This window comes from Sinobaca sp. H24 (assembly GCF_023845525.1).
Genome location: NZ_JALBWT010000012.1, coordinates 121,251 through 143,892, shown reverse-complemented (window position 1 = coordinate 143,892; position 22,642 = coordinate 121,251). Strand labels below are relative to the sequence as shown.

Here is a 22,642-nt window from a genome sequence, read left to right as displayed (position 1 = left end):
AGGTAGTTATCGTATTTTTTCGATAAACATGATATAACAGATACAGATTGTTTTTTGAAAATGCAATTAAAGGAGTACATAAGATGATTGAATGGAAAAATCTGCTGCGCGGCTTTATTATGGGCACGAGCGACGTCATCCCCGGGGTAAGCGGAGGCACCATGGCGCTGATACTTGGTATCTATGCACGGTTGATTGACGGTATTAACAAATTAACGACAAAAGATGGAAAAGCCAGCTCGGTTTCTTTATTCCTCTTGGTATCGGGATGGGTACAGCGATCCTTGCGCTGAGCAATGTGATTGAATTTCTTCTGGCCGATTATCCCGAGCCTACCTTCTCTCTTTTTATCGGTTTAATTTTAGGTACGATTCCTTTTCTTATGAGGGAAGCTGACTACCGCCGGGCTTTCACAGCCAGACACTATACTATTTTAGCTGTGGCCGCTGCGATTGTTATCGCATCAGGCTTTTTCCAGGACGATACCGGACAGATTATGACCTCCATTGGGCTTGGCGGCTATGTATTTTTATTCTTTGCAGGATGGCTGGCAAGTTCTGCCATGCTGCTGCCTGGAGTGAGTGGTTCGTTTGTTCTTCTCATTATTGGTGCTTACCCTACGGTCATTGCTGCTGTCTCTTCTTTGAACTTTCTTGTTATCATCGTGGTCGGCCTGGGTATTGTAGTTGGTATTCTTATTATGAGTAAATTCATTCACTTCCTGCTTCGTAATCATTCGGTTGGCACGTACGCTACGATGATCGGTCTTCTTATTGGTTCGCTATTCGTCGTTTTTCCAGGTATTCCGGGAAGCATCGGACTCTTTTTCGCAAGTGTTGTCATGTTTCTTCTTGGACTCGGCCTGGCTATAATCTTAGGTCAGATTAATAACAGCAAAATATAACACAAAAAGAAACACCCGGCACTTCAGGACGCTTATAACAGCGCATCCTTGAAGATCGGGTGTTTCTTTTTATAGAGAAAAAATTTATTCAGAAACGGATACGAGATCTGCCTGAATAATGTAACGGTCTGGAGCATTACCCAAATAGTCCAGTGGATAGCAGGTGGTCAATGTCAGCGTTGGACTCTCTTTATCAACAATGACCGTCCGATCGTCTTTATCTGTAATCCACGTTTCTGATATTTCATACTCATATCGTTTGCCTTCGTATTCCAGAGTCAGCATATCCCCGGTTTCGAGTTCCCCCAATTCCGTAAACACGGTATCTCTATGTCCGCTCAGTACCGTATGACGTTTTTGATCCGGAGTCGTCGTCCATTCGCTCACATACATTCCCACGCCCTGCTTTAACGTGGCATCATCTGCTCCCCAGAACGTTTGATACGCATTTTCAATTCTAGGAATCTCCAGACGGGCCATTTCTTCCCCCTGCTCGTAACCGGTCACTTCATCGCTCATGACAGGCACGGTTTCCTCTTCTGCAGCATCCGTACTATCTGATTCTTCTATAGGCACTTCCTCCGCCTCTGCCTTATTGGTTTCAGCAGGAGCTTCAGTTTCGCTTTCTTCTATTGAAATGGTTTCCATCGATTGGCTCCCCTGCCACCATTGATAACCAAAGTAACCAGCCACGGCCAGACCCGTGCACATAATTAGTATATAGAGTTTTTCCATGTGGGCCTCCCTCTTTTATGTATGCTCCCCATTATACGGTAAGATCCGATATTCTTCCAGAATGAGTAAATCAATGAAACCCTTATGGAATTCTCATCCTTTTCTCATAAAGCATTCAGTGTTCTTTCATTTTAGGCCTTTATGATAAGGGTAACAAATCAAACAAGGAGGCAATACAAAATGAAAAAATTTATGATTGCAAGTGCATGTGTAGTAGGTCTTGGAGGAGCTGCAGTTGGAATGAATCAATTTTCCGCTTCTGCCGATAATGATGAAGTGGTGGGCGGTGTCTCGCAGGAACAGGAACAGACAGAAAATCAGGAAGAGCATAATACTAACAGCGGACTTCTATCTGTAGAAGAAATCAGCGAGATTGCTAAACAGGATTATCCGGGCAAAGTAGTCGATATCGACCTGGAATCGGATGATGGCGTGAAGAAATATGATTTGGATATTATTGGGGAGGAGTATAAGTAAAGTAGAATACAATGCGGAAACGGGAGAATTCATCAAAGAGGATGACAAGGAATCTGTAAGCACGTCTAAACAAGATGCAAAAAACAACCTGCTGTCAGCAGAGGAAATCAGTGAAATCGCTAAGCAGGATTATCCAGGTACTGTAACAGATGTAGATCTCGATTCTGATGACGGTGTGTATAAATATGATATTGATATCACAGGCAGCGAGTTCGAATACGAGCTGGAATATAATGCAGAAACAGGGGAATTCATCAAAGAAGACGATAAAGAAAGAATAAGCGGCTCTGGAAACAAGCAGACTAATGATAGTGATGCTGCTTCGAATAGAGACAATGACGACGATGATGACCAGGAGCGCGAATCTGCTTCTTCCACCAACGGCCTGGCTGTAAGCATGGATGATGCAAAAACCATCGCTGTGAAGGAAGTTGGCAGCGGAGCTTCCGTTAAAGAAATTGAACTCGATGATGACGATGGCAGAATGCACTATGAAATGGAGCTTTACGACAATAACAACAACGAAGTTGATGTGGATGTTGATGCAGAAACCGGCGATGTGATGAAAGTCGACTACGACGATTAATAAATAGTCCGCTCATATATGAATCAAAAGAAATCCCTTCCGGACTGCCGGAAGGGATTTTAAACGATGTAGTATGTTTCATTTCCTATGTACCGTTTCTTTTTATTTATGTAAAATAAAGGAAAAAGGAGGTCACTATGAGAAAAAAATGGAATTATACTATCATCCTATGTATCATTCTTGTTTTAAGCAGCTGCCAAACAAAAATTCCGGTAATCGCCGGAGAAAAGATTCAACAAGTACAAGTTTCTCCCTCGAAAGGGCTGGGCGGAATAAACGAAAAAGTAACACGGAATTATAAAGAAGATAAAGATCTTCTTCTATTTCAACAGGTAATGGATCAAGCAGAATTATCCAATATTAAAATGAACGATTCAGATTATGACCTAGTGATTTATTTATCCGACGAAGATACAAGATTAATGCAGGCGGAAGAGCAGCCGGATGGAAGGTTTGCTGTAATACTGATCGGTCATGAGAATAAGGTGTATTTGGCTGATAGAGCTACCTCTATTCGGCTTCAAGAACTCCTTAATTAATTACTTCATATAAAGTAACCTCAGTGTGGAACCTTTCTTTTTATACATAAAAAAACAAAGCCATGAATCCACGGCTTTGTTTTTTGGTACTATTAGCTGCGTGCAAACCTGCGGCGGAAGAATAGCATGCCTCCGGCTGCTGCGGCCGCTAGTGCTCCTGCAGCAGCATAGAATGGATTGTTTGTTGCTGTGTCAGGAAGCGCTCCGCCTTCTTCCATCTCTTCTTCTACCAGTGCGTCCATTGGTACTGCACTGTTCACTACATCTTCAGGCACAACGATTTCATCTACACCGTTAAAGTTGAATACGGACATATCCAGATTCTGCACAATATTAATGCTTTCCTCTTCAATAGATAGATCCATGTCCATATTCATTGTTGTTTCTGTCATATAGTGTGTTTCTTTGTCTATCGTCATGACATACTCAAGATCGTTTACTGTGATATCTTCAAAAATGGCGGCTGCCATCATACCGGTATCTTCTTCAGGCATAAGGGAAGTGAGCATTTCCTCAGCAGATTCCATCAGCTCGTCTCCTTCTCCTTCATAAGTAAGGATGTAACTGTCTCCTGCGTCCTCCACGGACATGTCTTCTCCAAGAGCGGCCGTTTGTTCCATTTGTGCTCCGCTTTGAGACATTGCCATTAGTTCGTTAATATCCCCTGTAAATGAATCATCCAGCTTAATCCAGCTTCCATCTACATCCTGCTGATAAAAGCCGTCTTCTGTCCAATAAGAATCAAGCGTTGTGTCTGCTTCCCCTTCCATTGAAGTAGTTGCTGTCTGCTTCATGGAGAAAGGATTCATTACTACATCTTCTGTAGAATGTGTGGTCGTCGTAACGAACCGCCTTCCATCATTGGATCAGTAACCGTCTGTTCCATCATCGTTTCACTCGAATAGCTTTCCAGCTCCATCATCGCTTTGTTCGATTCTTCCAGAATAGAAACCGCATCAGGAGTTTCCTCTGCAAAAGCCTGGGATGGAACAGCTACTGCTGTTGCTGCTGCCAGCGTAAGTACTGCTGATTTCTTTTTCATTTGTTAATCTCCCCTTATTTGATTGTTTGTATGTAGGTTCTGGGATGCGTACTTATTTCCAGATAAAATAAGCAAGTACTTTTTTAATGCCCTTAATTCCCATTTCTAAAACTTCTTTTCCTTAATTTGTTAAAAAAATCCTCCAGAAGTTAACTGGAGGATAGTCTTAATGCGCTTCTTCTTTTGCAGGAGGAAGAGATGTCGTTACTTGAGTACCAGCGATAAAATCATGAATCGCCCGCTTATCTTCGCGTATCGCTACCATAAATATGGATACGATAACGCCTATGCCTAATGTGAGAAGATAAACGATACCGCTTACTATCACTCTCATCAGCATAGCACCAATCCCTACATTGCTTCCGTCTTTCTTCACAATACGAATGCCCAATGCTTTTTTACCGACCGTGTAACCGGACCAAAGTACCGGCAGAGCTAAACTGTAGAGAAGACTGATGCTGTTATTAGCGAAGTCGACTCCTATGCTCCATCCTTCATCAGGAGAAGAAGAAGTTTCTGCTCCAAAAATGGTAACAACAATAAGTCCAATAATAAGACCGGCAATACCGACAATAAACCCATCAATAATGTTGGCTGCAAGTCTTCTCCAAAAACCACCCGGCTGTCCTGACATGCTTATTACCCCTGATTTCCTTTTTATTCCTTCAATCTACTATAATAGAATAACATTACTTATGACTTGTTTTCCAACTTTTTTGTAAGAGGGTACTCCCCTATACTTTGCACAATTAAGGAAAGAACAATGGCTGCAAAGCTTAGAGAAATAATTATATCAGCCTGGCTGCCTGCCGCAGCTTCAATACTCAGCAGCAGCGCCACAGACATTGTTCCCTTCATGCCGGACCAAGTAATAATGGATACCGACGGCCAGCTGAACCGGGATGAATAGCCAAAGATATTATGAAGCATTCCTCCAACTACAACAAAACGCACTAAAAGAGAAAATATGAATAAAATGGCTGCAAATATCCATTGATCAAATATAAGATACTCTGCGGCTTGAATGCCTATAAGAAGAAAAATTAATGATAAAATGACTGGTTCCACCACTTCCAAAAACCATCCAAATAGGACCGAAGACTTTCTTCGTTCTCATTGTACTAAAGGTTCCGGAAAGAAAAATTTCCTGCTGAGACGACGGCAAGTACACCAGATACCCCTGCTGCTTCTGCTATATAAAAACTTCCATACGCTAGAATTAGACTCAGCATTACCTGATAGGTATGATTATGCATCCAGTGCACCGCTTTGCTGACCAGCCATCCTGCCAGTAATTCCCAAAACGATGCCCCCTGCCGAAACGAGTAAAAACTCACCGGCAAAGGAGCCAATGGAAAACGTTTCTCCACTAACGAACATTGCTGAAATAATAGTGAAAATCACGATGCTCGTTCCGTCATTTATCATTGATTCTCCTTCTACGATCGTTGATACATTGGGGTCATCTGACGTTTTTTCTAAAATGGCGGTAACAGAAACAGGATCAGTAGGAGCCAAAATCGATGCGATGAGAAATGCAGCTACCAGCGAAAGTTCCACAAAGGCAGGTGCAGTGAAATATATAACCAGTCCGAATATCGCAATCGTTGCCATTAATCCAATAGTCCCCAGCATCGTAATAGTTATTGCATTCTTCTTTAAGCTTTTAATCGGAAACTTGTAAGCAGAAGTAAACAATAAGGCCGGAAGAAAAAATAAATATAATATCTTTTGTTAAATACAGCGGCTCAAAATAAGGTAAAAAAGACAATCCAAGGCCAATGATCAGCAGAACCATTGGTACCGGAAAAAAGGCACTCTTTTTATCAAGAGTAAACACAACAAAGCCTATAAAAATAAGTATAAGAATATGATGGGTGTATTCAGTCACTTTTTCCCCTTTCTTCCTGCCAGCACTCCTTTCCTATCTACCCGATTATCTAAAAAACAAAAAAGCTGCCTCTTTAAAGAGACAGCTTATCTATCAATCAGCAAATACGTGCTTACCGATAGATAGTCTTGGCGTTTCTTGTAAAAATCCAGGAAGATGTAGCATCAACCGGTTATAATAGTAATTTGCGCCGGCTGATGGATCCCAGCCGCTCCATGCGTCTTTTACAGCCTGGTATGCTGTCGCATCTGGAGTTAAGTAATACTGCCCATCCTGTACTGCAGTAAATGCATTCACCTGATGGATTACACTTGAAGCAGAGGATGGAAATTCTGAAGATTCTATTCTGTTCTTAATGACAGCAGCTACAGCTACCTGTCCTTCATACGATTCTCCTCTGGCTTCGCCATAAACCACCTGGGCGATAGATGTTACTTCATCCAGTTTGTTAATAGTAGCCGGTCCTGCAACGCCATCTGCCGAAGCCCGAAGTCAGCCTGAAACTGTCTTACTGCCTCCGTAGTCATTGGTCCGTAGTGCCCCGTTGAAACAGAGTTTAAGTAATTCATATTTCGAAGCTTGTCCTGAATATTGATTACTGTTTGATCCTGAAGATTAACCTGTTTCATTTGCCTGCGCCTGTTTTCGAGTCGACAGAAAAACCTAATATCATAATAAGGGCAATAAAACCCGAAACAAGCCATTTGTTACTAAACATTGAATCCCTCCTTTGCCATTACTTTACCTTAAAGTGAACGAAAACAACTCATTATTTTCACTTTTCAGTAATTATTTACCTACCCAACATTTCTCCTTTTCCATGCATACGTTTCACGTGAAACAAAAAAGACCCTTTTAGAAAGGGTCTTTAAATGCTGCTTTTTACTTCATTTCTATTCTGCTTTCACTAAAAACCAGCCATTTTTCAGGTTTTCTTTGTTATAGACAAAGCGATTTTTGCTGTCCATCCAATACGGAGCCGCCGGCTGCTTCCACTACTGCCTGCCCTGCCGCTGTATCCCATTCCATCGTAGGTGCATAACGAGGGTAAAAATGTGCCTGTCCTTCTGCAACCAGGCAGAATTTCAGCGAACTTCCCGCAGAAACGACGTTTACCGGGTCATGTGTTTCTTTTAACTCATTAATAAAGGCTTCTGTTTTCCTCATTTCATATGAGAGCGGCTCGCTACTACTTCAGCCGGTCCTTCCGGAAGCAAGCGCGAGATGATTTCTCCCATACTCCACATTTCATCAAAGAAGCAAAAACCGCGGTTGGACGCCTGAGCTATCTTCACCGCCCCTTTTTCTCCTGCTCCTATGTATAACGTATCAAGAGCAGGTGCATTAAATAATGCCCAGAACCGGAAAAGAATCTTCAATCAGCGCAATATCATTCACGGTGAATTCACCGTTCTTTTTAATAAATTCCTTCGTGCCGTCCAATGGATCCACGAGCCAGAACTTTTTCCAGTTCTTTCTCTCTTCGTAGGAAGCAATATTTCCCTCTTCGCTTTAATACAGGAATATCCGCATCCAGTTTCTCCAGACCGGCTGCTATAATTTGATGGGCTCTTTTATCGGCTATCGTAAGAGGGGAGTCATCGTCTTTATGCTCCACCTCCATATCTCCGGAATACACATCCATAATATCAATTCCGGCCGCTACTGCTATATCTTTTAATGAAAATATAAGATCTCTATACATCAAAACATCCTCTCTTTACTGTTTAACACATCTATACATTATTAAGCTCTAATAACTGCAATAACAAGCAGAATCCAGCCCGCAATAAAGGCGGTTCCGCCAATAGGCGTAATCGCTCCACAAGCCAGCCTATCCCTGTAAAAGCCATTGTATACAGACTGCCTGAAAAGATAATAATGCCGGGCAAACAACAGCCAGCCCTGACCAGGCGATGAGTGCACTTCCGCCTATATGAGCTGCCACCAGCCCAATGGCCAGAAGACCCAGCGCATGCATAATATGATACTGGACGCCGGTCTGATAAAACTTCTATCAGCCTTGCGCTGATACGTCCTTCAAAGCCCGTGCGCTCCAAAAGCACCGAATCCGACAGCAACAGCCGCGTTCAGCGCTTCCTAGAATAATAAATAGTTTCCACATAGTTATTCTCCTTTAGATTTCTGTTTAAAAATCAAATAAACTGCCATCCGTTGAGGGAAGCTCTTCCTTGGAAACAGTGGAGGCAGGCTGGGAACCTGTGGACTCCTTTACCTGCTGGATGGAGGCGGGTCGTGTTTCTGGAGCCTTGGGTGCCTGCTTCCGGCTCTGTTCGGCACCTTTATCAGAGGCCGTCAGCCACACCACAATATGCTTCCAATATTCGTGCATGAGCTTTCACTTCTGCTTTCTTCTTCTTTATCTGCATGATCTGAGATCAAAAATAGCTCTTCTTCTTCCATCTTTTCCAACAAAGCCCGAATAGAAATATTCATTAATACGTCACCTGCTTTCGGCTTTCTGTGCTTTGTATAGTATAGCATCTTGTATTGTCACGGTTAAGTAGCAACTCTGTGACCCTTTTTGAGAAAATATGATACGATCAAAAAAATGGAAAAAAGGAGGATATCTATGACCATTAGAAATATAATCATTTTTATACTGGGTGTCTTAATTGGAATTTTCGTTCTGGTTCCTTTGCTGAACCCATAAAAAAGCCGCCCTATTTAGGACGGCCTTTCTGCTTACTGTATTGATCTCACTGCGATCGTACAACGGGACACGCAAAGCAGCTTATTTTCTTCATCCGTCAGCTTCACTTCCCAGACCATCGTAGATCGTCCTACGTGCAGAGGAACACCAACCGCTGTAACTATTCCATCTTTTTTGCTCCTGATATGGTTGGCGTTGATCTCCAGGCCTACCACAAACTGTTTATCCTGATCGACCAGATTGTAAGCTCCCACGCTGGCTGCAGTTTCAGCAAGAGCCACGGACGCTCCTCCATGCAAAAGCCCAAACGGCTGCTTCACTCTTCCCATCTACCGGCATTTCCGCCACAACTTTTTCTTTTTTCGAGCGTGACGATACGAATATTCAACGCCTCCATCAACGTTTCATACTGCACCTCTTCTGCCATTCCAATCGCTCCCTTTACTTTGTGAGGTTCATGAAATCTTCCGTATCCTTTAACAGGCTTTTTGCTGCACTTTCCCAAAATTCGACTGCGGTGATATCTTCATTAAGATGCTTCCAGGCAAGGTCTTCTGTCGTCATGCTTGCTGTGTCGCGAAGAAGCGCCGTATATTTTTCTTCAAAAGCCGTTCCTTCTTGTTTTGCTATCATAAATACTCATGCTGAATAAATAGCCGAATGTATATGGGAAATTGTAAAAAGGGACACCGGTCATATGAAAATGCAGCTTGGATGCCCAAAAATGAGGGTCGTAGGAATGCAGCTTGTCCCCATAGGCTTCCCGCTGAGCTTCCGTCATAATCGTACTGATTTCTGCAGCCGACAGCCATCCGTTTTTTCTTGCTTCATAGTATCTGGTTTCAAACAAATACCTGGAGTGAAGATTCATAAAAAATGCCATTCCCCGATTGATTTTGGCATCCAGAAGCGATATTTTTTCCTCTTTCGTTTTAGCTTCTCTAATCGATGCATCCGCAATAATCTGTTCTGCAAACGTTGAGGCCGTTTCCGCTACATTCATGGCGTAGCGTGTAGAGTAATAAGGCAGGCCTTCCATTACATGCTGGTGGTAAGCATGTCCGATTTCATGTGCCAGCGTCGCCAGGTTGGACGGTGTTCCTTCATACGTCATGAAAATTCTTGTTTCATTACTTATAGGAAAAGTTGTACAAAATCCGCCCGGCCTTTTGTTTTCCCGGTCTTCTGCTTCGATCCAGCTGTTTTCAAACGCCAGTTTGGTAAAAGACGCCAGTTTTGGGCTGAAGTCTTCAAATTGTTCCGTAATCAATTTCGCCCCTTCATCAAACGAGATGCGAGGCATCTCCTGCTGCGCCAAAGGCGCATGAACATCATGCCACTCCAGTTTCTCCACGCCCATTAAGAGGCTTTACGCTCCATATATGTATACAGCAGCGGCTTCATGCCCTCGATTGCACTCCACATGGAGTCGAGTGTATCCCTGCTCATTCGATTAATCAGCAGCGGCTCTTTTAAAGGATCTTCCCACCCTCTTTTTTCATAAAGACCCAGGCGGAAGCCGGATAGATGATTAAGTGTTTCTGCAAACAGATCTGCTTTTTCGCCCCAGGCTGCTTCCCACTTTTTAAACATCATTTTTTCTTGTCTCTATTACTGCTTTCTAGTTTATTCTGTGCCTGTCCGGCTGATAAATAAGATGTTTTTCCGTCTTCTTCAAATGGAATCGAGAGCGAGCTTACCAGAGTCTGGTACATTTCACTCCAGCCATGATAGCCGTCCTGAGAAAGTTCTCCAACAAGCTTTTCTTGTTCCGGTGATAATTTCTTCTCGGCCCACTGCTTTTTTTCTTTCAGGGCAAAGGCGATAGGCTTTCCTTTTTCGGTGTGCTGCAGTTTCTCAAACAGCATCGGATCCATTTTAGCAATATGAGCATCCAGTTCAGAAGCACAGGCACCGATCCGGGAACGGAACGGCTTAATATTGCCCTGCCACTGCCGGGCTTTTGTATCATTCATGTCCTGTGCATTCAGGCAGCCGATAAAGGCAGAAATTTCTTGAAATTCTGCAGACAGCTGCTGCAGGTCTGTTAGTAACGTAAGCCATTCGTCGGCTTCTTTTTCGTCTTCCGGCGTCTTCACAGCCACAAGCTTTTCTTCAAGTTTATTTAAATGCTGATGAAAAGTGTCCACGTAGTTACGAAGCTCGTTTGAATCACTGCCTCCTGAAAAGATAGAATCCAAATTCCATTGCAGAGATAAAGAGGTATTCATTACTATTCACTCCTTTTTATTTCGGTTTCCGTAATAATAGTATATCATATATTTCCTTCAGCACTGGAGGCAAAGTATAGAAAAAAGTACTGCTTTTCATTATAAAAGCAGTACCTTCGGAATCAGGTATTAGACAATGGTATAGCCAAACCCTTCAATTTTAGCGTAGCTTTCTTCGTCTATTACCCAGAATTTATTGTTATTATCTTCTACAACGACTTCTTTTTCGGCAGCGGCTTCTTTAGCGGCTTCCTTCTCTTCGTACTTCACTGCAGGAATCTGCATGTCATCAATTAGAATATAAGCCATGCTTACAACACCTCCGTAGTGATAGAAATACCCGTTGTACTCTATCATTAAACGAAGAACAAAGACTCATTTTAGTTTTCCAGCTCATCTAGTTTTTTTAAATGAGGCTGTAGTTTATCCAGATTTTCTTTAGGAATGGAACGCTTCGGCACATTCATCTTTTTTTCTTTTGATGTTTTTTTAGCAGCCAGCACGGTTCTAATACCGGCTATGTTCAACCCCTGGTCAATGAGCTCTTTAATGTCGCTGCACCGGTCAATATCTGCTAGTGAAAACAGCCGTTGATTACCCTGATTTCTTTCCGGAGAAATCAGCCCCTGTTCCTCGTAGTATCGTATTTGACGTGCGGATAAATGAGTTAACTCTTGCACTACGCTGATAGGAAAACATGCGGTATGGCGGGGAATATGGCCTTTCACCCTCCTCTCCTCCTTTTCTCCATTTAAGATATGATTATCTTGTCCGGCTATTTAAATGAGCATATACATCATGAAGTGTTTCAAATCCCTGTTCCATTGTCTGCTCTACGGCCTTTTTCCACAGCTCTGCCGTCATCACTGCATCCCCCAGGGCGTTATGCCGGTTTTCTACAGGGATTTTATAATGCCCGCACCAATCGTCGAGCGTGTGAAGGGCATGATCGGGAGCAGCTATTTTATCAAAAATGATGTATCCAGCAGACGGTGCTTAAAACTTGTACCAATTGCCTGATAGGTGGCGTGCTGCAGAAATTTCCTTTCATGACTCGCGTGGTGGGCAACGAGAAGATCCGTCTGCGCAAAATTATAAAATGAGGTCAACGCATCTGCCAGCAGCGGAGCCTCACGCAGCTCTTCCTTATTTAAGCCGGTAAGTTCTTCAATTTCCTTGGATAGAGCATCCGGCTCCTGGACCGTTGTATAAAATGTTTCATCTGTCTGTACTTTGCTGTTTTTGATTTTAACAGCTCCGATAGAAAGAATTTTGTCCCCTCCATCCGGATAAAATCCGGAGGTTTCCAGATCCAGCACGGTGATCCGGAGAGAAGATATAGGCTTTGTCAGCGGCTGTTCCGCTTTTAATTCTTTTTGCAGATGTCTCATGAATGACTGATGCTGAGGGTTGGACTGGTCTACTCCTGAAAAGTGACGTACCCACTGAAACATATTATTCATTACCATTACTGGTCACCTGACTCCATATGTTTTTTAGTCTGTTGAAACAGTTGTTTTCCCTCTTTTAATGCTTTCTTTAACTGCTGCTTTTCTTCTTTGTTCAGCTCTTCACCGGAACATAATGCACATCATCATACGTTTTCTGCTTTTTTGAAAAAGAAGCCCGCAGGTTCAGCATATGGTTAAAATGATCCTTTTTCCCCTGTACATACGGGTATTTTTCACTTGTCTGATCCATCCGGCTCGCTGTTCCTGCCTCTTGAATGCCCTCTTTATCGCCAGAAGCCTCATTGCATGTACATAAGGGAAAAAGCCGACATCTTTAATATGCATAGATCCTGTATAAGGACCTTTATCATCAGGCAGCAGCCTGCCAAAGCATTGACTCCCTTATGCAGATACGAGGTGTTTTCAGACATCCGCTTTAACAAAGCAGGGTTTTCTTCTGCCTTTTGAAATACATAGCTTTTGATTTCCTCCAGAAAACCCGCTTCCCCTATGAGCGTTCTTGCATCCACAAAGGTCAGCAGGTGCCGCAGTGTTTCCCATGTATCCGTTTCGATCCAGCCGTCAATCTGCTCTTTCCATCCATCTACGCTGTGGCACCAGCGGGGATGCGAAGCCATTACTTTTCCCTCACAGCGGGGATAGCCAATATGAGCCATACCTTCACGTATTTCTTCGCCTACTTTTAGAAAATAGGACTGATGCTCTTCATCACTGCCTTCAAATACAATCCCATGGTCCTGATCGCTGAATGTCGCCTGTTCTTACGTCCGGCGCTTCCCATTAGAAAAAAAGCAAAGTGAGCGGGAGAAGGTCCCCGCTCACTTTCTACTTTTTGTATAGCAAGAGCAATGGTTTCCTTAATCCACTCATCATGTGCGTCATTGAGCTTCATTGGGTCTTCTGCAATCTCGTTTACCTGGGACTCTTTGAGCTGTTTAATATCTTCATAGGACTCATAAGAAGGTGAAGAGGGCCTTTGCCCTCCTGCGGAGATACGGAAGATTTTGTCATATTACGCTCCTGTCTTTGATTCAGAATTGTTGGATTCTGCTGCTTTCATGCTTCAGGATAACCATAGCTGCCATGTTCACTTATATCAAGACCCATAATTTCTCTTCTTCAGAAACTCTGAGGCCTCCCGTGATTCCTTTTGTAATAAGAAGCAGTACATAAGCTGCAACAAACGCGAAGATTCCGCATGCAAGAACGCTGATTGCCTGAACACCAAGCTGGGTAAAGCCGCCGCCGTAGAACAATCCGGCACGTCCGCCGTTCATTTCTGCAACGCCGGCGTTGCAAAGAATCCTGTAGAAAGGGTACCCCAGATACCTGCTGCGCCGTGAACGGAGATAGCGAAGATCGGTCATCAATACCAAGCTTCTCTACGAGCTTCATGCTTCCAAATACGATCAGTCCGCCAATAATACCAATTACTACTGCAGCCCACGGATCAACGAATGCGCAGGATGCTGTAATAGCTACAAGTCCTGCAAGTGCACCGTTTAACATAGTAGGTACATCCGGCTTGCCGATAATCGCCCAAGCGATAAGAAGAGCTGCTACTGCTCCGCCCGCTGCTGCGATTTGTGTATTAAGGGCAACAAAGCCAAAGAATGCGTCGTCTACGCCAAATGTACTACCGGCGTTAAATCCAAACCAACCTACCCATAATAGAAGAACACCGAGAGCGGTAAATACCTGATTATGTCCTGCTAGTTCATTAGGAGAACCATCTTTATTAAATTTACCAATACGCGGTTTAAGTAAAATCGTTGCGGCCATTGCAGCCATTGCACCAGTTAAGTGAAAACCGTTGAACCGGCAAGTCCTGCTTGCCAAGTTCGCTGATCCTCCTCCGCCCCAGATCCAGTGAGCGACTACTGGATAAACGACTGCTGAAAATAATAGAGCAATACGATATAAGCTGATAATTTAGCTCTTTCTGCAAAATCCGCCAAATGCAATCGTTAATCAATCGCAGCGAAACCAAGCTGAAAGATAAAGTCACGGAACCAGCCAGCCCATCAACATTGTCGTTGCATCTCCAAAGAAGAAATCAGAGAAACCAATAATACCTCCAAGACTTTCTCCATAAATGAAGCCGTAACCGACAGCCCAGAAAACAAGAGATGCAATTCCTAACGTAAATACTGTCTTACCGGCAATATGTCCGGCGTTTTTCATTCGTGTTGAGCCGGCCTCCAAAAAAAAACCCGCCCTGCATAAGAATAACTAGAATAAATGCGATCATAACCCACAGATTGTTCATTAAAAATTGGATCCATCTACAATCTCTCCTCTCAAATGTAAACTTAGTTAACATCTCTGCGTTAATGTTATTCTACATTTTAAATTTTCAGAATCTAGTATTTTGTTAGATAATCTTACATGCAAATAGAATGCATGATTTCACCTATTTTTTGCTGTTTTTAGTGCTGTAAGCGTGATAGCGGTTTCAATGCAACACAAAAAAACTACCTGAACACAGGTAGTTTTTTTGTAGGAAGTGTCTACTTACTCTTTTTTATTTGTCATAGGGAAAGTCATCCGGGTGATAACCATACCGTTGATCTTCGTTCATTCCGTCAATAGCCTGAATATCTTCAGCTGTCAGGGAAAAATCAAACACCTGGGCGTTGGCGGTGATCCGCTCCGGGGTAATCGACTTCGGAATCGTAACAACTTTTGTTTCCAGGCACCAGCGGATTAAACCTGTGCCGGTGTTTTTCCGTGTCTATCAGCAATTTGTTTAATCGTTTCATCTTCCAGCAGATCCCCTCTTCCAAGCGACGCCACGCTTCCATCTGAATACCGTGCGTTTCGCAATACTCCAGCAGCTTTTTCTGCGCGTTTTTCGGGTGATACTCCACCTGGTTTACAGCAGGGGTTATTTTCGCTTCCTTCATTAGATTCTCCAAATGCTCTTCTGTAAAATTGCTGACGCCGATCGCTTTTACTTTTCCTTGTTCATATAGCTTTTCCATTGCGCCCCATGTTTCTTTATACTTACCCGGTACCGGCCAGTGAATAAGGTACAGATCAATAACATCGACACCGAGATTCTGCGGGAGCGTTCGAAAGCCTCCATTGTCTGTTCAAATCCCTGTTCGTCATTCCATACTTTCGTCGTCAGGAAAATTTCCTCTCTCGGAACGCCGCTTTCCTGAATGGCTTCCCCTACACTTTCTCATTACCATAAAAAAAGCTGTATCAATACTTCTGTATCCGTCTTTCAAAGCCTGAAGCACTGCGTTTTTTGTAGGAGCTCCTGATTCAGCCTTGTATACGCCCAGTCCGACCCATGGCATGCTGACTCCGTTGTTCAACGATACTTCTGATGTATTTATCATATAAAGTCTCTCCTCGTTTTACGTATTTTCTGGAATAGACCAGTCTATTTCAGGCCGTCCTGCTTTCTTTAAAAACGAATTGGTCCGTGAAAACGGTTTGCTTCCGAAAAACCCGCGGTGGGCGGCAAAAGGACTCGGGTGGGCAGAGGTAATAATCATATGATGCGAGTTGGTGATTAATTCCTGCTTTGACTGCGCGTGCTTCCCCCATAATAGAAAAACCACCGGATCTTCTTTTTCATTTATCTTTTTGATAATTTCATTCGTAAGCGTTTCCCAGCCTTTATTTTTATGGGAATTGGCTTCTGCTTTACGGACAGTAAGGACTGTATTTAAAAGAAGAACCCCTTCTTCTGCCCATTTTTTAAATAGCCGTGACCGGGAGGCTCCAACCCAAGATCTTCCTCTAATTCTTTAAAAATATTCTGAAGGGATGGGGGTGTTTTCACTTTCGGCTGCACGAGAAGCTGAGTCCGTGTGCCTGATTTGGTCCATGGTAAGGATCCTGTCCTAAAATAACGACTTTTGTATTCTCATAGCTTGTATAATGAAGCGCATTATAAATATCGTACATATCCGGATACACGGTATGCTCTGTGTATTCTTTTCTTCAAAAACTGCCGGAGTTCTTCATAATATTCTTTTTCAAACTCTTGTTCGAGAAGTGGAGCCCAATCATTTTCTAAAATATTCATAAACGATTCTCCTTTGGGGCATCTGCCTTCTATACCCGCTGCCCCTTATATAGAAACGTCCTCCGGGGCGCAAAAGATAAAATGCTTAGAAACCACTAAATGGTGGTATTAGTAACTATGCTTCTATAAAGATAAAAGGAAAGCAGGAGAGGTGAGTTAGTATGGATGATAATGAAAACAGACGATTTCGATCCGAACGCAGCAAGGATAATCTCGATCCGAGGGATGACCGTTCCTCCGGCCGGGATCCGCTGACAGATGACGACCGCGATCACAGAAGAGAAGAGCCGGCTGTAATGGATGACAGAGACAGAGGGGAAGACAGACCCTTAAATGACAGAAATGATCGTCATGAAGAAAGAGGACGCTTTGACGAGCGTGACGAGCACCGGCGCCGGGATGAGCGCCTTGATAACCGGGACCGCTCTGGTGTTGATCGGAAAAACGACCGGCATTATGATGGAAGACCGGGTGATGGAGGAAAGAACAACAAAGCATTAGTAGCTCTTATATTAGGTATTCTTTCTGTGTTGGCTTTCTTCGTCCCTCCCGTTGGCTTCCTATTAGGACTTATTGGTTTAATTCTTGGTATTATGGGACTGAGAGCTGTGAAACGGGCGTTTAAAACAGGACGCGGCCTTGCGATCGCAGGTATTATCTTCAGCACGATCGGTATGGTTATTTCCGGACTGTTGATTGTTATAGGCCTGCTGGCTGTTTTGTTAGGAGATAATCTTCCTCCTGAAATGCAAAATGAAATCAATCAGCAGATGGAACAGTTCCAAAATTAATAGCAAAAAGACAGCTGGCATGCAGCTGTCTTTTTTTGGGTTTTCTGCTCAATTTACTTGTGATAAACTGTAATAATATGGGAAAAGAACCACTCCCATTTTTTAAAGTAATCCACAAGGACTGATCATCATGACAATTACACTACTAAACAAGTCTTTCGATTGTATTTGTTTTTCAGAATCCAAGAGCAGTTTTTTGGAAGAAATCTGGTCTTTTTTAAAGAAACCATCCGGATCCATTGATTTGCTTCAACCCGTCACTCCGAAAATGATTCAGACCGTCTCATTCTCTTCTTTAGATGAGGCTGTTCAGCAGGATTTAATACTGTTTTTAAGTAATACTCCCTTTATTTATTACGTATACGATTATGAACTATTTGCAGAAGACCCTTGTTTTATGGCATACCTCCAGGAAGTAAGCCGGCACATTCTAGTCTAAACAAAAAAGAGAGCCTTTAGCTTAAGGCTCTCTTTTTATATCCTTTATTATTCTTTTTTCAATGATTCCTCTCTTAACCGCTTAAGGTGAAGCGGCGCATCCATGTGATCATCTACAACAATCTCAATGAAATGCAGGGAATCTGTTTCATCTAACTGGGAAACCGCCTGCCTTAACTCTTCTGTTGTTGTTACCCGTGTGGTCCGTGCCTCCGCATAGAAGCTTCTCACCAATTTAATGTAATCCCAGCTGGGAATATCATTATATGCTGCCTGAGGATTATCCGTATTTAAATAACGTTCTACTGTATATCCACTGTTATTCAGGAAAAAAACGATTGGTTTAACGTTCTGTTCTGCCATTGAGCTGAGCCCTTGAGCAGTTAATTGAAAAGAACCATCGCCAATGAATAATAGAACACGTCTGTCCGGAGCTGCTACCTGGGCTCCAAAAGCTGCAGGCAGCGCATACCCTATGCTCTGCCAGGACCCCTGGGAAATGTACACTGTGTCTTCAGCCAGGCGCACATGTGCAAGACCATAGGATAAGGTGCCGGTCTCCACTACGAGAATATCTTTCGGCCGGAGAGCAGACTGGATAACCGGATAATACGTTTCAGCCTGAAGCGGTGCATCTTTTTCCGGAAGCTCGTCATAAAAGGAAGGAAAGTAGGATGATTTTTCGAAAGTCGGCCTTTCTTTTAAAAGAAGGGCATCAATCACTTCCTTCATTTTTACTTTACCTGCACTCTCCCCTTTAATAAATAACTCCGAAGGCTGCAGATCGATTCTTTTTTTCGATGGAAGGTCTGCCGTAAACTTCGCCATATTAAAGTCAGATTCCAAAAAGCCGGCGGTGATAATAACGTCAGCTTTCTCCACGTATTCCCGCACATCCTGATTACCGAAAGCTCCACCGTACATCCCGATATATTGGGGATGTTGTTCATTAAATCCGCTTTTCCCCTGCATCATCTGCGCTGTAGGAATGTGCAGGTGCTCCGCTAATTGAAGCACTTTGTCTTTTAAACCATAGCGGATTGCATAAATATCCACCAGCAGTACAGCAGATTCTGCCTGTTGAAGCATTTCTGCTACCGCTTCTGCACTTTTGTCAGCTAGATTTGTTTTATTTTCTGTTTCATTAAATGAAAATGCTGCAGACTCTGTATCGATTTTCACGGCTGCTATATCCTGGGGAATATCAATATAAACCGGCCTTTTTTCCTTTAAAGCCGCTGAAATAGCCGATGGAATCTCCCTAATGGCATTTTCTGCAGTAATTTTGACCGTATAGGCTGTAATTTCCCGGTGCATTCGCAGAAATACGTCATAGTCCCCGTTCATTAATGTATGATGAGCTTTTACCCCGTTTTTCTGCATTGAAGAGGCCGGAGAACCAACAATTTCGATTAACGGTACCTGCTCACTGAAAGCACCTGCTACTGCATTTGCAGCACTTAAATCGCCTACTCCAAACGTCGTAATCAGTGCAGAAATTCCTTTAACCTGGGCGTATCCATCTGCAGCATATCCCGCATTCAGTTCATTTCGATTATCAATAAATTGGATGGAGTCGTATGTTTCCAATTCATCAAGCAGGGCAAAGTTATAGTCTCCCGGAACGCCGAAAATTTCCTCTATTCCTTCTTCTCGTAAACAATCGTATAAATAATGACTTACCGTTTTCCACTCTGCCATGGCACGCCTCCTGTAATTTTTTCTTACTAGTACTGTTCCCAAGAAAGGACGTGTTCAGACATATGAGATAGAAAACATCGCAATGCTTATTTATGGTACGGACTTCCCTGATTAATTTGAAAAGCACGGTAAACCTGTTCCAGCAGCATAACGCGCATTAATTGATGGGGAAAAGTTAAATCAGAGAAAGACCATGTTAAATCAGCGCGTTTTTTAAAATATCCCCGGTTCCTAAAGAACCGCCGATAACGAAAGTAAGATGGCTTTTTCCATACGTTCCAAGATCCTGAATCGTGGATGCCAGCTTTTCGGAGGACAGCATCCGTCCTTTTACCTCGAGCAGCACCACATAAGTATCTTTTGTAATTTTATCCATTATTTTACTTTCTTCTTTGCCGATAATCTGCAGTTTTTCTTTTTCACTAGCTGTATCTGGGGTTTTCTCATCATTTACTTCGATTATCTGCAGTTTTGCAAAGGCTCTCATCCGCTTTTCGTATTCTGCTATGGCTTCTTTTAAATATTTTTCTTTTAATTTTCCCACTGCAATAATAGTAATATTCATTATTTTTTCCTTCCATTCTGCATTATCCACAATTCTATCCACATATACACAGGCTTTGTTTTCCTATTCTTCTATTTTATACACAGCGTTTTCTTCGCAAAAATTACAAACTGTGGATAACTCTTCACCCATTACTACACTGAACACCGGAAATGTTCCTGTTTCTTCAATAGCATCGTCAAGCGCTCTATCCGTATGGGTTTCGCAGCAAAATATCATTTTCTCACCTTCTTTTTTATTTATTTTCATCTTAGCATTTTTATAAATAACTATTTATCCACATCATTTTATTAAAACAATTATAAAAATATATCATAATTAATTATTTTTACAGCCGGCAGCAGAAAGTTATCCACATGTGAACATTCACTCCATTAAAAAACTCCCTGATTATTATACCATCAGAGAGTCCGTTGTTTCTTTCTATTTAAAATGGTTGTTCTTCTGCTAGTGTTACTTCTACCGTTTCTCTTGTACCATCTCTATAGTACGTAAGCGTTACGGTTTCTCCAATGCCGGACTCTGTGTATAAATACCTTCTTAAATCGTGTGTATTCGCCACAGCGTCTCCATTTACTTCTGTTATAACATCATTTTCTGCCAAATCTGCTTCTTCGGCCGGGGATCCGCTGGAAATTTGGGTGACTACGACACCGGTTTCTACATCATCAGGAAGATTCAGCGTTTCCCGTATTTCTGTATTTGGGTATTCGGCAAGAGAACGAATACCAATACCAATTTGAGGGCGCACTACTTCTCCATTCGTTTCCAGATCATCAATGACCGGAATCGCTATGGCAGTCGGTATCGCAAATCCAATTCCTTCGACCGCACCTTCCGCTATTTTCATCGAATTAATACCGATTACCTGGCCCCCAATGTTAACTAATGCGCCTCCGCTGTTCCCAGGGTTAATTGCCGCATCTGTTTGAAGTACTTCAGCCTCCCAGTCCGGCTGGCCGTCTCCTGACAGATCTACTGGGATGCTGCGTTCTGTTGCACTGATGATTCCCTGTGTTACTGATCCGGACAAATCGGCACCAAGCGGATTTCCAATTGCCAGAGCTGGTTCTCCTACCTGCAGATTGTCAGAATTACCGAGTTCTGCAACTGTTTCAATGCCGGAAGCATCCATTTCAAGCACGGCTAAATCCGTTAATACGTCTGATCCTACAACCTCTGCCGAAATTCGTGACTCATCTGCCAGGCTGATTTCCACGCTGGAAGCTCCGTCAATAACATGATGATTGGTTACCACGTAGGCGGTTTCTCCTTCTATTTTATAAATGACGCCGGATCCGACGCCTTGATCCGCACTCTCTCCTTCTTCAAAAAAACCGGAAGGATTCTCCTGCACATTAAACACACCGACTACAGAATCCGACACCCGGTTCACAGCTTCTGTTATATCAGAGTTTACTGAAACATTCACATTCTGCTGATCCCCGGAAAAGAGCGATTCTGTCTCAGCTGTATTTCTCCGTCTTCACTGCCGAAATCCGGATAAAAGCCTGACTGATAAATAAAAGGCCCGGCAAACAACATTACTCCCGCACCAAACACCGCTCCAATAAAAGCGGAACCACCGCCGCGCCGGCGGTTTCTGCGCCTGCTAAACTGGTTATAATCCTCATCGTTATAGTAGCTCATCTATATACCCATCCTCCTTCAGCAGAAAAACTTCACGTACCTTTGATTTATATCCATTTTATGAAAAAAATACCCCTGCGTCTATTAAAAAGACCTAGGGGGCATTATAAAGTAACGATAGATGTAGGAATGACAGGATCCGTGTCAAAGAGATGAATGCTTTCTCCAACTCCATGACCTTTTCCTTCAAAATCTGTTTCGGCTGTCATCCTTGCTAATTTTTCATGTTGTTATCCTTGCTTAAATGTGCCAGATAAATTCGCTTTGTGCGCTCTCCAATAACATCACACATCGCATACGCTGCGTCTTCGTTGGAGACGTGGCCGGAATCACCAAGGATTCTTCGTTTTACGCTCCATGGATACCGTCCCATCCGCAGCATATTCATGTCATGATTGGATTCAAATACCATCATATCTGCGTTTTGAATAACTCCTTTTACAGTGTCACTCACGTAGCCCATATCTGTGGCTAACACGAGTTTTTTACCTTCATGGTGAAAGGCAAAAAACATCGGGTCTGCCGCATCGTGGGAAACAGGAAACGATTGAATATCCAAATCCGAAAAACTCTGAGTGGAGCTTTGAGAAAAATGAAATTTCTGGTCTGCTGCAATGGTTCCTACTAACGGTTCCATCGCAGCCCAGGTTTTTTCGTTAGCATAGATAGGAAGCTTATAGCGCCTCGCCATCACACCCAGTCCTTTTATGTGATCACTATGTTCGTGTGTGACCAGGATGCCGTCGAGTTCAGACGGATCGCATGCTGCTCTCATTAACAGCTGCTCCAGTTTTTTCCACTCAGGCCTGCATCAATCAATAGTTTGTTCTTCGGTGTCTCTATATACATGGCATTTCCGGACGAGCCGCTTGCTAATACACTAAAAGTTAATCCCATCTTA

At 43.0% G+C, this 22,642-nt stretch carries 36 protein-coding genes and 7 pseudogenes; 7 read left to right on the top strand and 36 right to left on the bottom strand.

Annotated features, from left to right (window positions below; genetic code table 11):
• Positions 1–83 precede the first annotated feature (83 nt).
• Both MMY81_RS34200 and MMY81_RS16745 read left to right on the top strand, forming a co-directional pair.
• Entirely contained in the window at positions 84–293 is a 210-nt protein-coding gene (locus tag MMY81_RS34200) for an undecaprenyl phosphate translocase family protein (RefSeq protein WP_308215364.1), read from the top strand.
• Positions 269–904, top strand: coding sequence for a DUF368 domain-containing protein (locus MMY81_RS16745; RefSeq protein WP_308215363.1), 636 nt, complete (start codon positions 269–271; stop codon positions 902–904). The genes MMY81_RS34200 and MMY81_RS16745 overlap by 25 nt, the downstream gene beginning before the upstream one ends.
• Before the next feature lie 84 nt (positions 905–988).
• Here MMY81_RS16745 and MMY81_RS16740 read toward each other — a convergent pair whose 3' ends face one another.
• A complete protein-coding gene (locus MMY81_RS16740) occupies positions 989–1,639 on the bottom strand; it encodes a class D sortase (RefSeq protein WP_252313743.1) in 651 nt (216 codons plus the stop codon).
• 180 nt (positions 1,640–1,819) lie between these two features.
• Between MMY81_RS16740 and MMY81_RS16735 the strand changes: the two genes are divergently transcribed.
• The 3 genes from MMY81_RS16735 to MMY81_RS16725 all read left to right on the top strand — a co-directional run bounded on the left by MMY81_RS16735 (position 1,820) and on the right by MMY81_RS16725 (position 3,241).
• Positions 1,820–2,116, top strand: a complete 297-nt coding sequence (locus MMY81_RS16735) for a PepSY domain-containing protein (RefSeq protein ID WP_252313742.1) — start codon at positions 1,820–1,822, stop codon at positions 2,114–2,116.
• Complete coding sequence (locus tag MMY81_RS16730) at positions 2,082–2,702, top strand: PepSY domain-containing protein (RefSeq protein WP_252313741.1); 621 nt, start codon at positions 2,082–2,084, stop codon at positions 2,700–2,702. Before MMY81_RS16735 ends, MMY81_RS16730 begins: the two co-directional genes overlap by 35 nt.
• Before the next feature lie 137 nt (positions 2,703–2,839).
• Positions 2,840–3,241 (top strand): hypothetical protein, encoded by a 402-nt coding sequence (locus MMY81_RS16725; RefSeq protein WP_252313740.1) that lies wholly within the window; start codon positions 2,840–2,842, stop codon positions 3,239–3,241.
• Between the two features lie 92 nt (positions 3,242–3,333).
• On the opposite strand, the gene MMY81_RS16720 is transcribed toward MMY81_RS16725, so the two are convergent.
• From MMY81_RS16720 to MMY81_RS16620, 29 genes and pseudogenes are all read right to left on the bottom strand, one after another.
• Positions 3,334–4,050: a DUF6612 family protein gene (locus MMY81_RS16720; RefSeq protein ID WP_252313739.1), complete on the bottom strand. Its 717-nt coding sequence runs from the start codon at positions 4,048–4,050 to the stop codon at positions 3,334–3,336.
• 2 nt (positions 4,051–4,052) lie between these two features.
• A complete protein-coding gene (locus tag MMY81_RS16715; protein ID WP_252313738.1) occupies positions 4,053–4,283 on the bottom strand; it encodes a hypothetical protein in 231 nt (76 codons plus the stop codon).
• A gap of 166 nt (positions 4,284–4,449) precedes the next feature.
• Positions 4,450–4,917, bottom strand: a complete 468-nt coding sequence (locus tag MMY81_RS16710; RefSeq protein ID WP_252313737.1) for an RDD family protein — start codon at positions 4,915–4,917, stop codon at positions 4,450–4,452.
• A 59-nt stretch (positions 4,918–4,976) separates the two neighbouring features.
• Positions 4,977–5,354, bottom strand: a complete 378-nt coding sequence (locus tag MMY81_RS34195; RefSeq protein ID WP_308215362.1) for a cation:proton antiporter — start codon at positions 5,352–5,354, stop codon at positions 4,977–4,979.
• 50 nt (positions 5,355–5,404) lie between these two features.
• Complete coding sequence (locus MMY81_RS34190) at positions 5,405–5,539, bottom strand: hypothetical protein (protein WP_308215361.1); 135 nt, start codon at positions 5,537–5,539, stop codon at positions 5,405–5,407.
• Entirely contained in the window at positions 5,532–5,981 is a 450-nt protein-coding gene (locus tag MMY81_RS34185; RefSeq protein WP_308215360.1) for a cation:proton antiporter domain-containing protein, read from the bottom strand. The genes MMY81_RS34190 and MMY81_RS34185 overlap by 8 nt, the downstream gene beginning before the upstream one ends.
• The gene (locus MMY81_RS34180; protein ID WP_308215359.1) at positions 5,950–6,174 is read right to left on the bottom strand and encodes a hypothetical protein; all 225 of its coding nucleotides are present in this window, start codon (positions 6,172–6,174) and stop codon (positions 5,950–5,952) included. Before MMY81_RS34180 ends, MMY81_RS34185 begins: the two co-directional genes overlap by 32 nt.
• 93 nt (positions 6,175–6,267) lie before the next feature.
• Positions 6,268–6,591, bottom strand: a complete 324-nt coding sequence (locus tag MMY81_RS16700) for a cell wall hydrolase (protein ID WP_252313736.1) — start codon at positions 6,589–6,591, stop codon at positions 6,268–6,270.
• Between the two features lie 14 nt (positions 6,592–6,605).
• On the bottom strand, positions 6,606–6,803 hold the full coding sequence (locus MMY81_RS16695) for a peptidoglycan-binding domain-containing protein (RefSeq protein ID WP_252313735.1): 198 nt from the start codon (positions 6,801–6,803) through the stop codon (positions 6,606–6,608).
• Between the two features lie 310 nt (positions 6,804–7,113).
• Positions 7,114–7,341 carry a 3'(2'),5'-bisphosphate nucleotidase CysQ family protein gene (locus tag MMY81_RS34175; protein WP_308215358.1) on the bottom strand — a complete coding sequence of 76 codons (228 nt, stop codon included), beginning with the start codon at positions 7,339–7,341 and terminating at the stop codon, positions 7,114–7,116.
• Positions 7,338–7,553 (bottom strand): hypothetical protein, encoded by a 216-nt coding sequence (locus MMY81_RS34170; protein WP_308215374.1) that lies wholly within the window; start codon positions 7,551–7,553, stop codon positions 7,338–7,340. The genes MMY81_RS34175 and MMY81_RS34170 overlap by 4 nt, the downstream gene beginning before the upstream one ends.
• Entirely contained in the window at positions 7,519–7,626 is a 108-nt protein-coding gene (locus tag MMY81_RS34165) for an inositol monophosphatase family protein (RefSeq protein WP_308215357.1), read from the bottom strand. The genes MMY81_RS34170 and MMY81_RS34165 overlap by 35 nt, the downstream gene beginning before the upstream one ends.
• Entirely contained in the window at positions 7,592–7,879 is a 288-nt protein-coding gene (locus tag MMY81_RS34160; RefSeq protein ID WP_308215356.1) for an FIG domain-containing protein, read from the bottom strand. Before MMY81_RS34160 ends, MMY81_RS34165 begins: the two co-directional genes overlap by 35 nt.
• Positions 7,880–7,920: 41 nt before the next feature.
• Positions 7,921–8,100: a hypothetical protein gene (locus MMY81_RS34155; protein WP_252313760.1), complete on the bottom strand. Its 180-nt coding sequence runs from the start codon at positions 8,098–8,100 to the stop codon at positions 7,921–7,923.
• 223 nt (positions 8,101–8,323) lie between these two features.
• Positions 8,324–8,527 carry a hypothetical protein gene (locus MMY81_RS16680; RefSeq protein WP_252313734.1) on the bottom strand — a complete coding sequence of 68 codons (204 nt, stop codon included), beginning with the start codon at positions 8,525–8,527 and terminating at the stop codon, positions 8,324–8,326.
• A 353-nt stretch (positions 8,528–8,880) separates the two neighbouring features.
• Positions 8,881–9,275 (bottom strand): annotated as a pseudogene (locus tag MMY81_RS16675) (hotdog fold thioesterase).
• A 14-nt stretch (positions 9,276–9,289) separates the two neighbouring features.
• Positions 9,290–9,481 carry a hypothetical protein gene (locus MMY81_RS34150; RefSeq protein ID WP_308215355.1) on the bottom strand — a complete coding sequence of 64 codons (192 nt, stop codon included), beginning with the start codon at positions 9,479–9,481 and terminating at the stop codon, positions 9,290–9,292.
• Complete coding sequence (locus MMY81_RS34145) at positions 9,450–10,208, bottom strand: M3 family metallopeptidase (RefSeq protein ID WP_308215354.1); 759 nt, start codon at positions 10,206–10,208, stop codon at positions 9,450–9,452. Before MMY81_RS34145 ends, MMY81_RS34150 begins: the two co-directional genes overlap by 32 nt.
• Positions 10,208–10,444, bottom strand: coding sequence for a hypothetical protein (locus MMY81_RS34140; protein ID WP_308215353.1), 237 nt, complete (start codon positions 10,442–10,444; stop codon positions 10,208–10,210). The genes MMY81_RS34145 and MMY81_RS34140 overlap by 1 nt, the downstream gene beginning before the upstream one ends.
• Entirely contained in the window at positions 10,441–11,079 is a 639-nt protein-coding gene (locus MMY81_RS34135) for a gluzincin family metallopeptidase (protein WP_308215352.1), read from the bottom strand. Before MMY81_RS34135 ends, MMY81_RS34140 begins: the two co-directional genes overlap by 4 nt.
• 129 nt (positions 11,080–11,208) lie before the next feature.
• Positions 11,209–11,388: a hypothetical protein gene (locus MMY81_RS16665; RefSeq protein WP_252313733.1), complete on the bottom strand. Its 180-nt coding sequence runs from the start codon at positions 11,386–11,388 to the stop codon at positions 11,209–11,211.
• 71 nt (positions 11,389–11,459) lie between these two features.
• Entirely contained in the window at positions 11,460–11,807 is a 348-nt protein-coding gene (locus tag MMY81_RS16660; RefSeq protein ID WP_252313732.1) for a MerR family transcriptional regulator, read from the bottom strand.
• A 231-nt stretch (positions 11,808–12,038) separates the two neighbouring features.
• Complete coding sequence (locus MMY81_RS16655; RefSeq protein WP_252313731.1) at positions 12,039–12,548, bottom strand: exonuclease domain-containing protein; 510 nt, start codon at positions 12,546–12,548, stop codon at positions 12,039–12,041.
• 94 nt (positions 12,549–12,642) lie between these two features.
• Positions 12,643–12,780, bottom strand: coding sequence for a hypothetical protein (locus MMY81_RS16650; RefSeq protein ID WP_252313730.1), 138 nt, complete (start codon positions 12,778–12,780; stop codon positions 12,643–12,645).
• Between the two features lie 370 nt (positions 12,781–13,150).
• Positions 13,151–13,443, bottom strand: a pseudogene (locus MMY81_RS35435) (DUF294 nucleotidyltransferase-like domain-containing protein); the annotation flags it as partial.
• Positions 13,444–13,642: 199 nt separating this feature from the next.
• Positions 13,643–13,828 (bottom strand): hypothetical protein, encoded by a 186-nt coding sequence (locus MMY81_RS16635; protein WP_252313728.1) that lies wholly within the window; start codon positions 13,826–13,828, stop codon positions 13,643–13,645.
• A gap of 145 nt (positions 13,829–13,973) precedes the next feature.
• Positions 13,974–14,735, bottom strand: a pseudogene (locus MMY81_RS16630) (ammonium transporter); the annotation flags it as partial.
• A 340-nt stretch (positions 14,736–15,075) separates the two neighbouring features.
• Positions 15,076–15,901 (bottom strand): annotated as a pseudogene (locus tag MMY81_RS36280) (aldo/keto reductase).
• Between the two features lie 18 nt (positions 15,902–15,919).
• A pseudogene (locus tag MMY81_RS16620) lies at positions 15,920–16,596 on the bottom strand (uracil-DNA glycosylase).
• A 161-nt stretch (positions 16,597–16,757) separates the two neighbouring features.
• Here MMY81_RS16620 and MMY81_RS16615 point away from each other — a divergent pair.
• The gene (locus tag MMY81_RS16615) at positions 16,758–17,387 is read left to right on the top strand and encodes a DUF4190 domain-containing protein (RefSeq protein ID WP_252313727.1); all 630 of its coding nucleotides are present in this window, start codon (positions 16,758–16,760) and stop codon (positions 17,385–17,387) included.
• A gap of 196 nt (positions 17,388–17,583) precedes the next feature.
• A complete protein-coding gene (locus MMY81_RS16610; RefSeq protein ID WP_252313726.1) occupies positions 17,584–17,826 on the top strand; it encodes a hypothetical protein in 243 nt (80 codons plus the stop codon).
• A gap of 47 nt (positions 17,827–17,873) precedes the next feature.
• Here the strand turns inward: MMY81_RS16610 and MMY81_RS16605 are convergent, their stop codons facing one another.
• From MMY81_RS16605 to MMY81_RS16580, 6 genes and pseudogenes are all read right to left on the bottom strand, one after another.
• Positions 17,874–19,526 carry an alpha-keto acid decarboxylase family protein gene (locus MMY81_RS16605; protein ID WP_252313725.1) on the bottom strand — a complete coding sequence of 551 codons (1,653 nt, stop codon included), beginning with the start codon at positions 19,524–19,526 and terminating at the stop codon, positions 17,874–17,876.
• 86 nt (positions 19,527–19,612) lie between these two features.
• A pseudogene (gene rlmH, locus MMY81_RS16600) lies at positions 19,613–20,091 on the bottom strand (23S rRNA (pseudouridine(1915)-N(3))-methyltransferase RlmH).
• A gap of 63 nt (positions 20,092–20,154) precedes the next feature.
• On the bottom strand, positions 20,155–20,310 hold the full coding sequence (locus MMY81_RS16595; RefSeq protein ID WP_252313724.1) for a CxxH/CxxC protein: 156 nt from the start codon (positions 20,308–20,310) through the stop codon (positions 20,155–20,157).
• A gap of 208 nt (positions 20,311–20,518) precedes the next feature.
• On the bottom strand, positions 20,519–21,523 hold the full coding sequence (locus tag MMY81_RS34130) for a S1C family serine protease (protein WP_252313723.1): 1,005 nt from the start codon (positions 21,521–21,523) through the stop codon (positions 20,519–20,521).
• Positions 21,520–21,741: a hypothetical protein gene (locus tag MMY81_RS16585; RefSeq protein WP_252313722.1), complete on the bottom strand. Its 222-nt coding sequence runs from the start codon at positions 21,739–21,741 to the stop codon at positions 21,520–21,522. The genes MMY81_RS34130 and MMY81_RS16585 overlap by 4 nt, the downstream gene beginning before the upstream one ends.
• Positions 21,742–21,845: 104 nt before the next feature.
• Positions 21,846–22,638 (bottom strand): annotated as a pseudogene (locus MMY81_RS16580) (MBL fold metallo-hydrolase).
• Positions 22,639–22,642: the final 4 nt, after the last annotated feature.

Coding starts and splice junctions, on each gene's coding strand:
- MMY81_RS16710 (WP_252313737.1), bottom strand. CDS start 4,917: ATGTCAGGACAGCCGGGTGGTTTTTGGAGAAGACTTGCAGCCAACATT.
- MMY81_RS34160 (WP_308215356.1), bottom strand. CDS start 7,879: ATGTATAGAGATCTTATATTTTCATTAAAAGATATAGCAGTAGCGGCC.
- MMY81_RS16615 (WP_252313727.1), top strand. CDS start 16,758: ATGGATGATAATGAAAACAGACGATTTCGATCCGAACGCAGCAAGGAT.
- MMY81_RS16720 (WP_252313739.1), bottom strand. CDS start 4,050: ATGAATCCTTTCTCCATGAAGCAGACAGCAACTACTTCAATGGAAGGG.
- MMY81_RS16655 (WP_252313731.1), bottom strand. CDS start 12,548: ATGGTAATGAATAATATGTTTCAGTGGGTACGTCACTTTTCAGGAGTA.
- MMY81_RS34200 (WP_308215364.1), top strand. CDS start 84: ATGATTGAATGGAAAAATCTGCTGCGCGGCTTTATTATGGGCACGAGC.
- MMY81_RS16595 (WP_252313724.1), bottom strand. CDS start 20,310: ATGATATTTTGCTGCGAAACCCATACGGATAGAGCGCTTGACGATGCT.
- MMY81_RS34190 (WP_308215361.1), bottom strand. CDS start 5,539: ATGCATAATCATACCTATCAGGTAATGCTGAGTCTAATTCTAGCGTAT.
- MMY81_RS16650 (WP_252313730.1), bottom strand. CDS start 12,780: ATGGATCAGACAAGTGAAAAATACCCGTATGTACAGGGGAAAAAGGAT.
- MMY81_RS16695 (WP_252313735.1), bottom strand. CDS start 6,803: ATGAAACAGGTTAATCTTCAGGATCAAACAGTAATCAATATTCAGGAC.
- MMY81_RS16730 (WP_252313741.1), top strand. CDS start 2,082: ATGATTTGGATATTATTGGGGAGGAGTATAAGTAAAGTAGAATACAAT.
- MMY81_RS16665 (WP_252313733.1), bottom strand. CDS start 11,388: ATGGCTTATATTCTAATTGATGACATGCAGATTCCTGCAGTGAAGTAC.
- MMY81_RS16585 (WP_252313722.1), bottom strand. CDS start 21,741: ATGAGCTACTATAACGATGAGGATTATAACCAGTTTAGCAGGCGCAGA.
- MMY81_RS34145 (WP_308215354.1), bottom strand. CDS start 10,208: ATGGGCGTGGAGAAACTGGAGTGGCATGATGTTCATGCGCCTTTGGCG.
- MMY81_RS16725 (WP_252313740.1), top strand. CDS start 2,840: ATGAGAAAAAAATGGAATTATACTATCATCCTATGTATCATTCTTGTT.
- MMY81_RS16745 (WP_308215363.1), top strand. CDS start 269: ATGGGTACAGCGATCCTTGCGCTGAGCAATGTGATTGAATTTCTTCTG.
- MMY81_RS34140 (WP_308215353.1), bottom strand. CDS start 10,444: ATGATGTTTAAAAAGTGGGAAGCAGCCTGGGGCGAAAAAGCAGATCTG.
- MMY81_RS16735 (WP_252313742.1), top strand. CDS start 1,820: ATGAAAAAATTTATGATTGCAAGTGCATGTGTAGTAGGTCTTGGAGGA.
- MMY81_RS34150 (WP_308215355.1), bottom strand. CDS start 9,481: ATGATAGCAAAACAAGAAGGAACGGCTTTTGAAGAAAAATATACGGCG.
- MMY81_RS16680 (WP_252313734.1), bottom strand. CDS start 8,527: ATGCACGAATATTGGAAGCATATTGTGGTGTGGCTGACGGCCTCTGAT.
- MMY81_RS16715 (WP_252313738.1), bottom strand. CDS start 4,283: ATGAAAAAGAAATCAGCAGTACTTACGCTGGCAGCAGCAACAGCAGTA.
- MMY81_RS16740 (WP_252313743.1), bottom strand. CDS start 1,639: ATGGAAAAACTCTATATACTAATTATGTGCACGGGTCTGGCCGTGGCT.
- MMY81_RS16605 (WP_252313725.1), bottom strand. CDS start 19,526: ATGGCAGAGTGGAAAACGGTAAGTCATTATTTATACGATTGTTTACGA.
- MMY81_RS34175 (WP_308215358.1), bottom strand. CDS start 7,341: ATGAGGAAAACAGAAGCCTTTATTAATGAGTTAAAAGAAACACATGAC.
- MMY81_RS34135 (WP_308215352.1), bottom strand. CDS start 11,079: ATGAATACCTCTTTATCTCTGCAATGGAATTTGGATTCTATCTTTTCA.
- MMY81_RS16635 (WP_252313728.1), bottom strand. CDS start 13,828: ATGAACGGCGGACGTGCCGGATTGTTCTACGGCGGCGGCTTTACCCAG.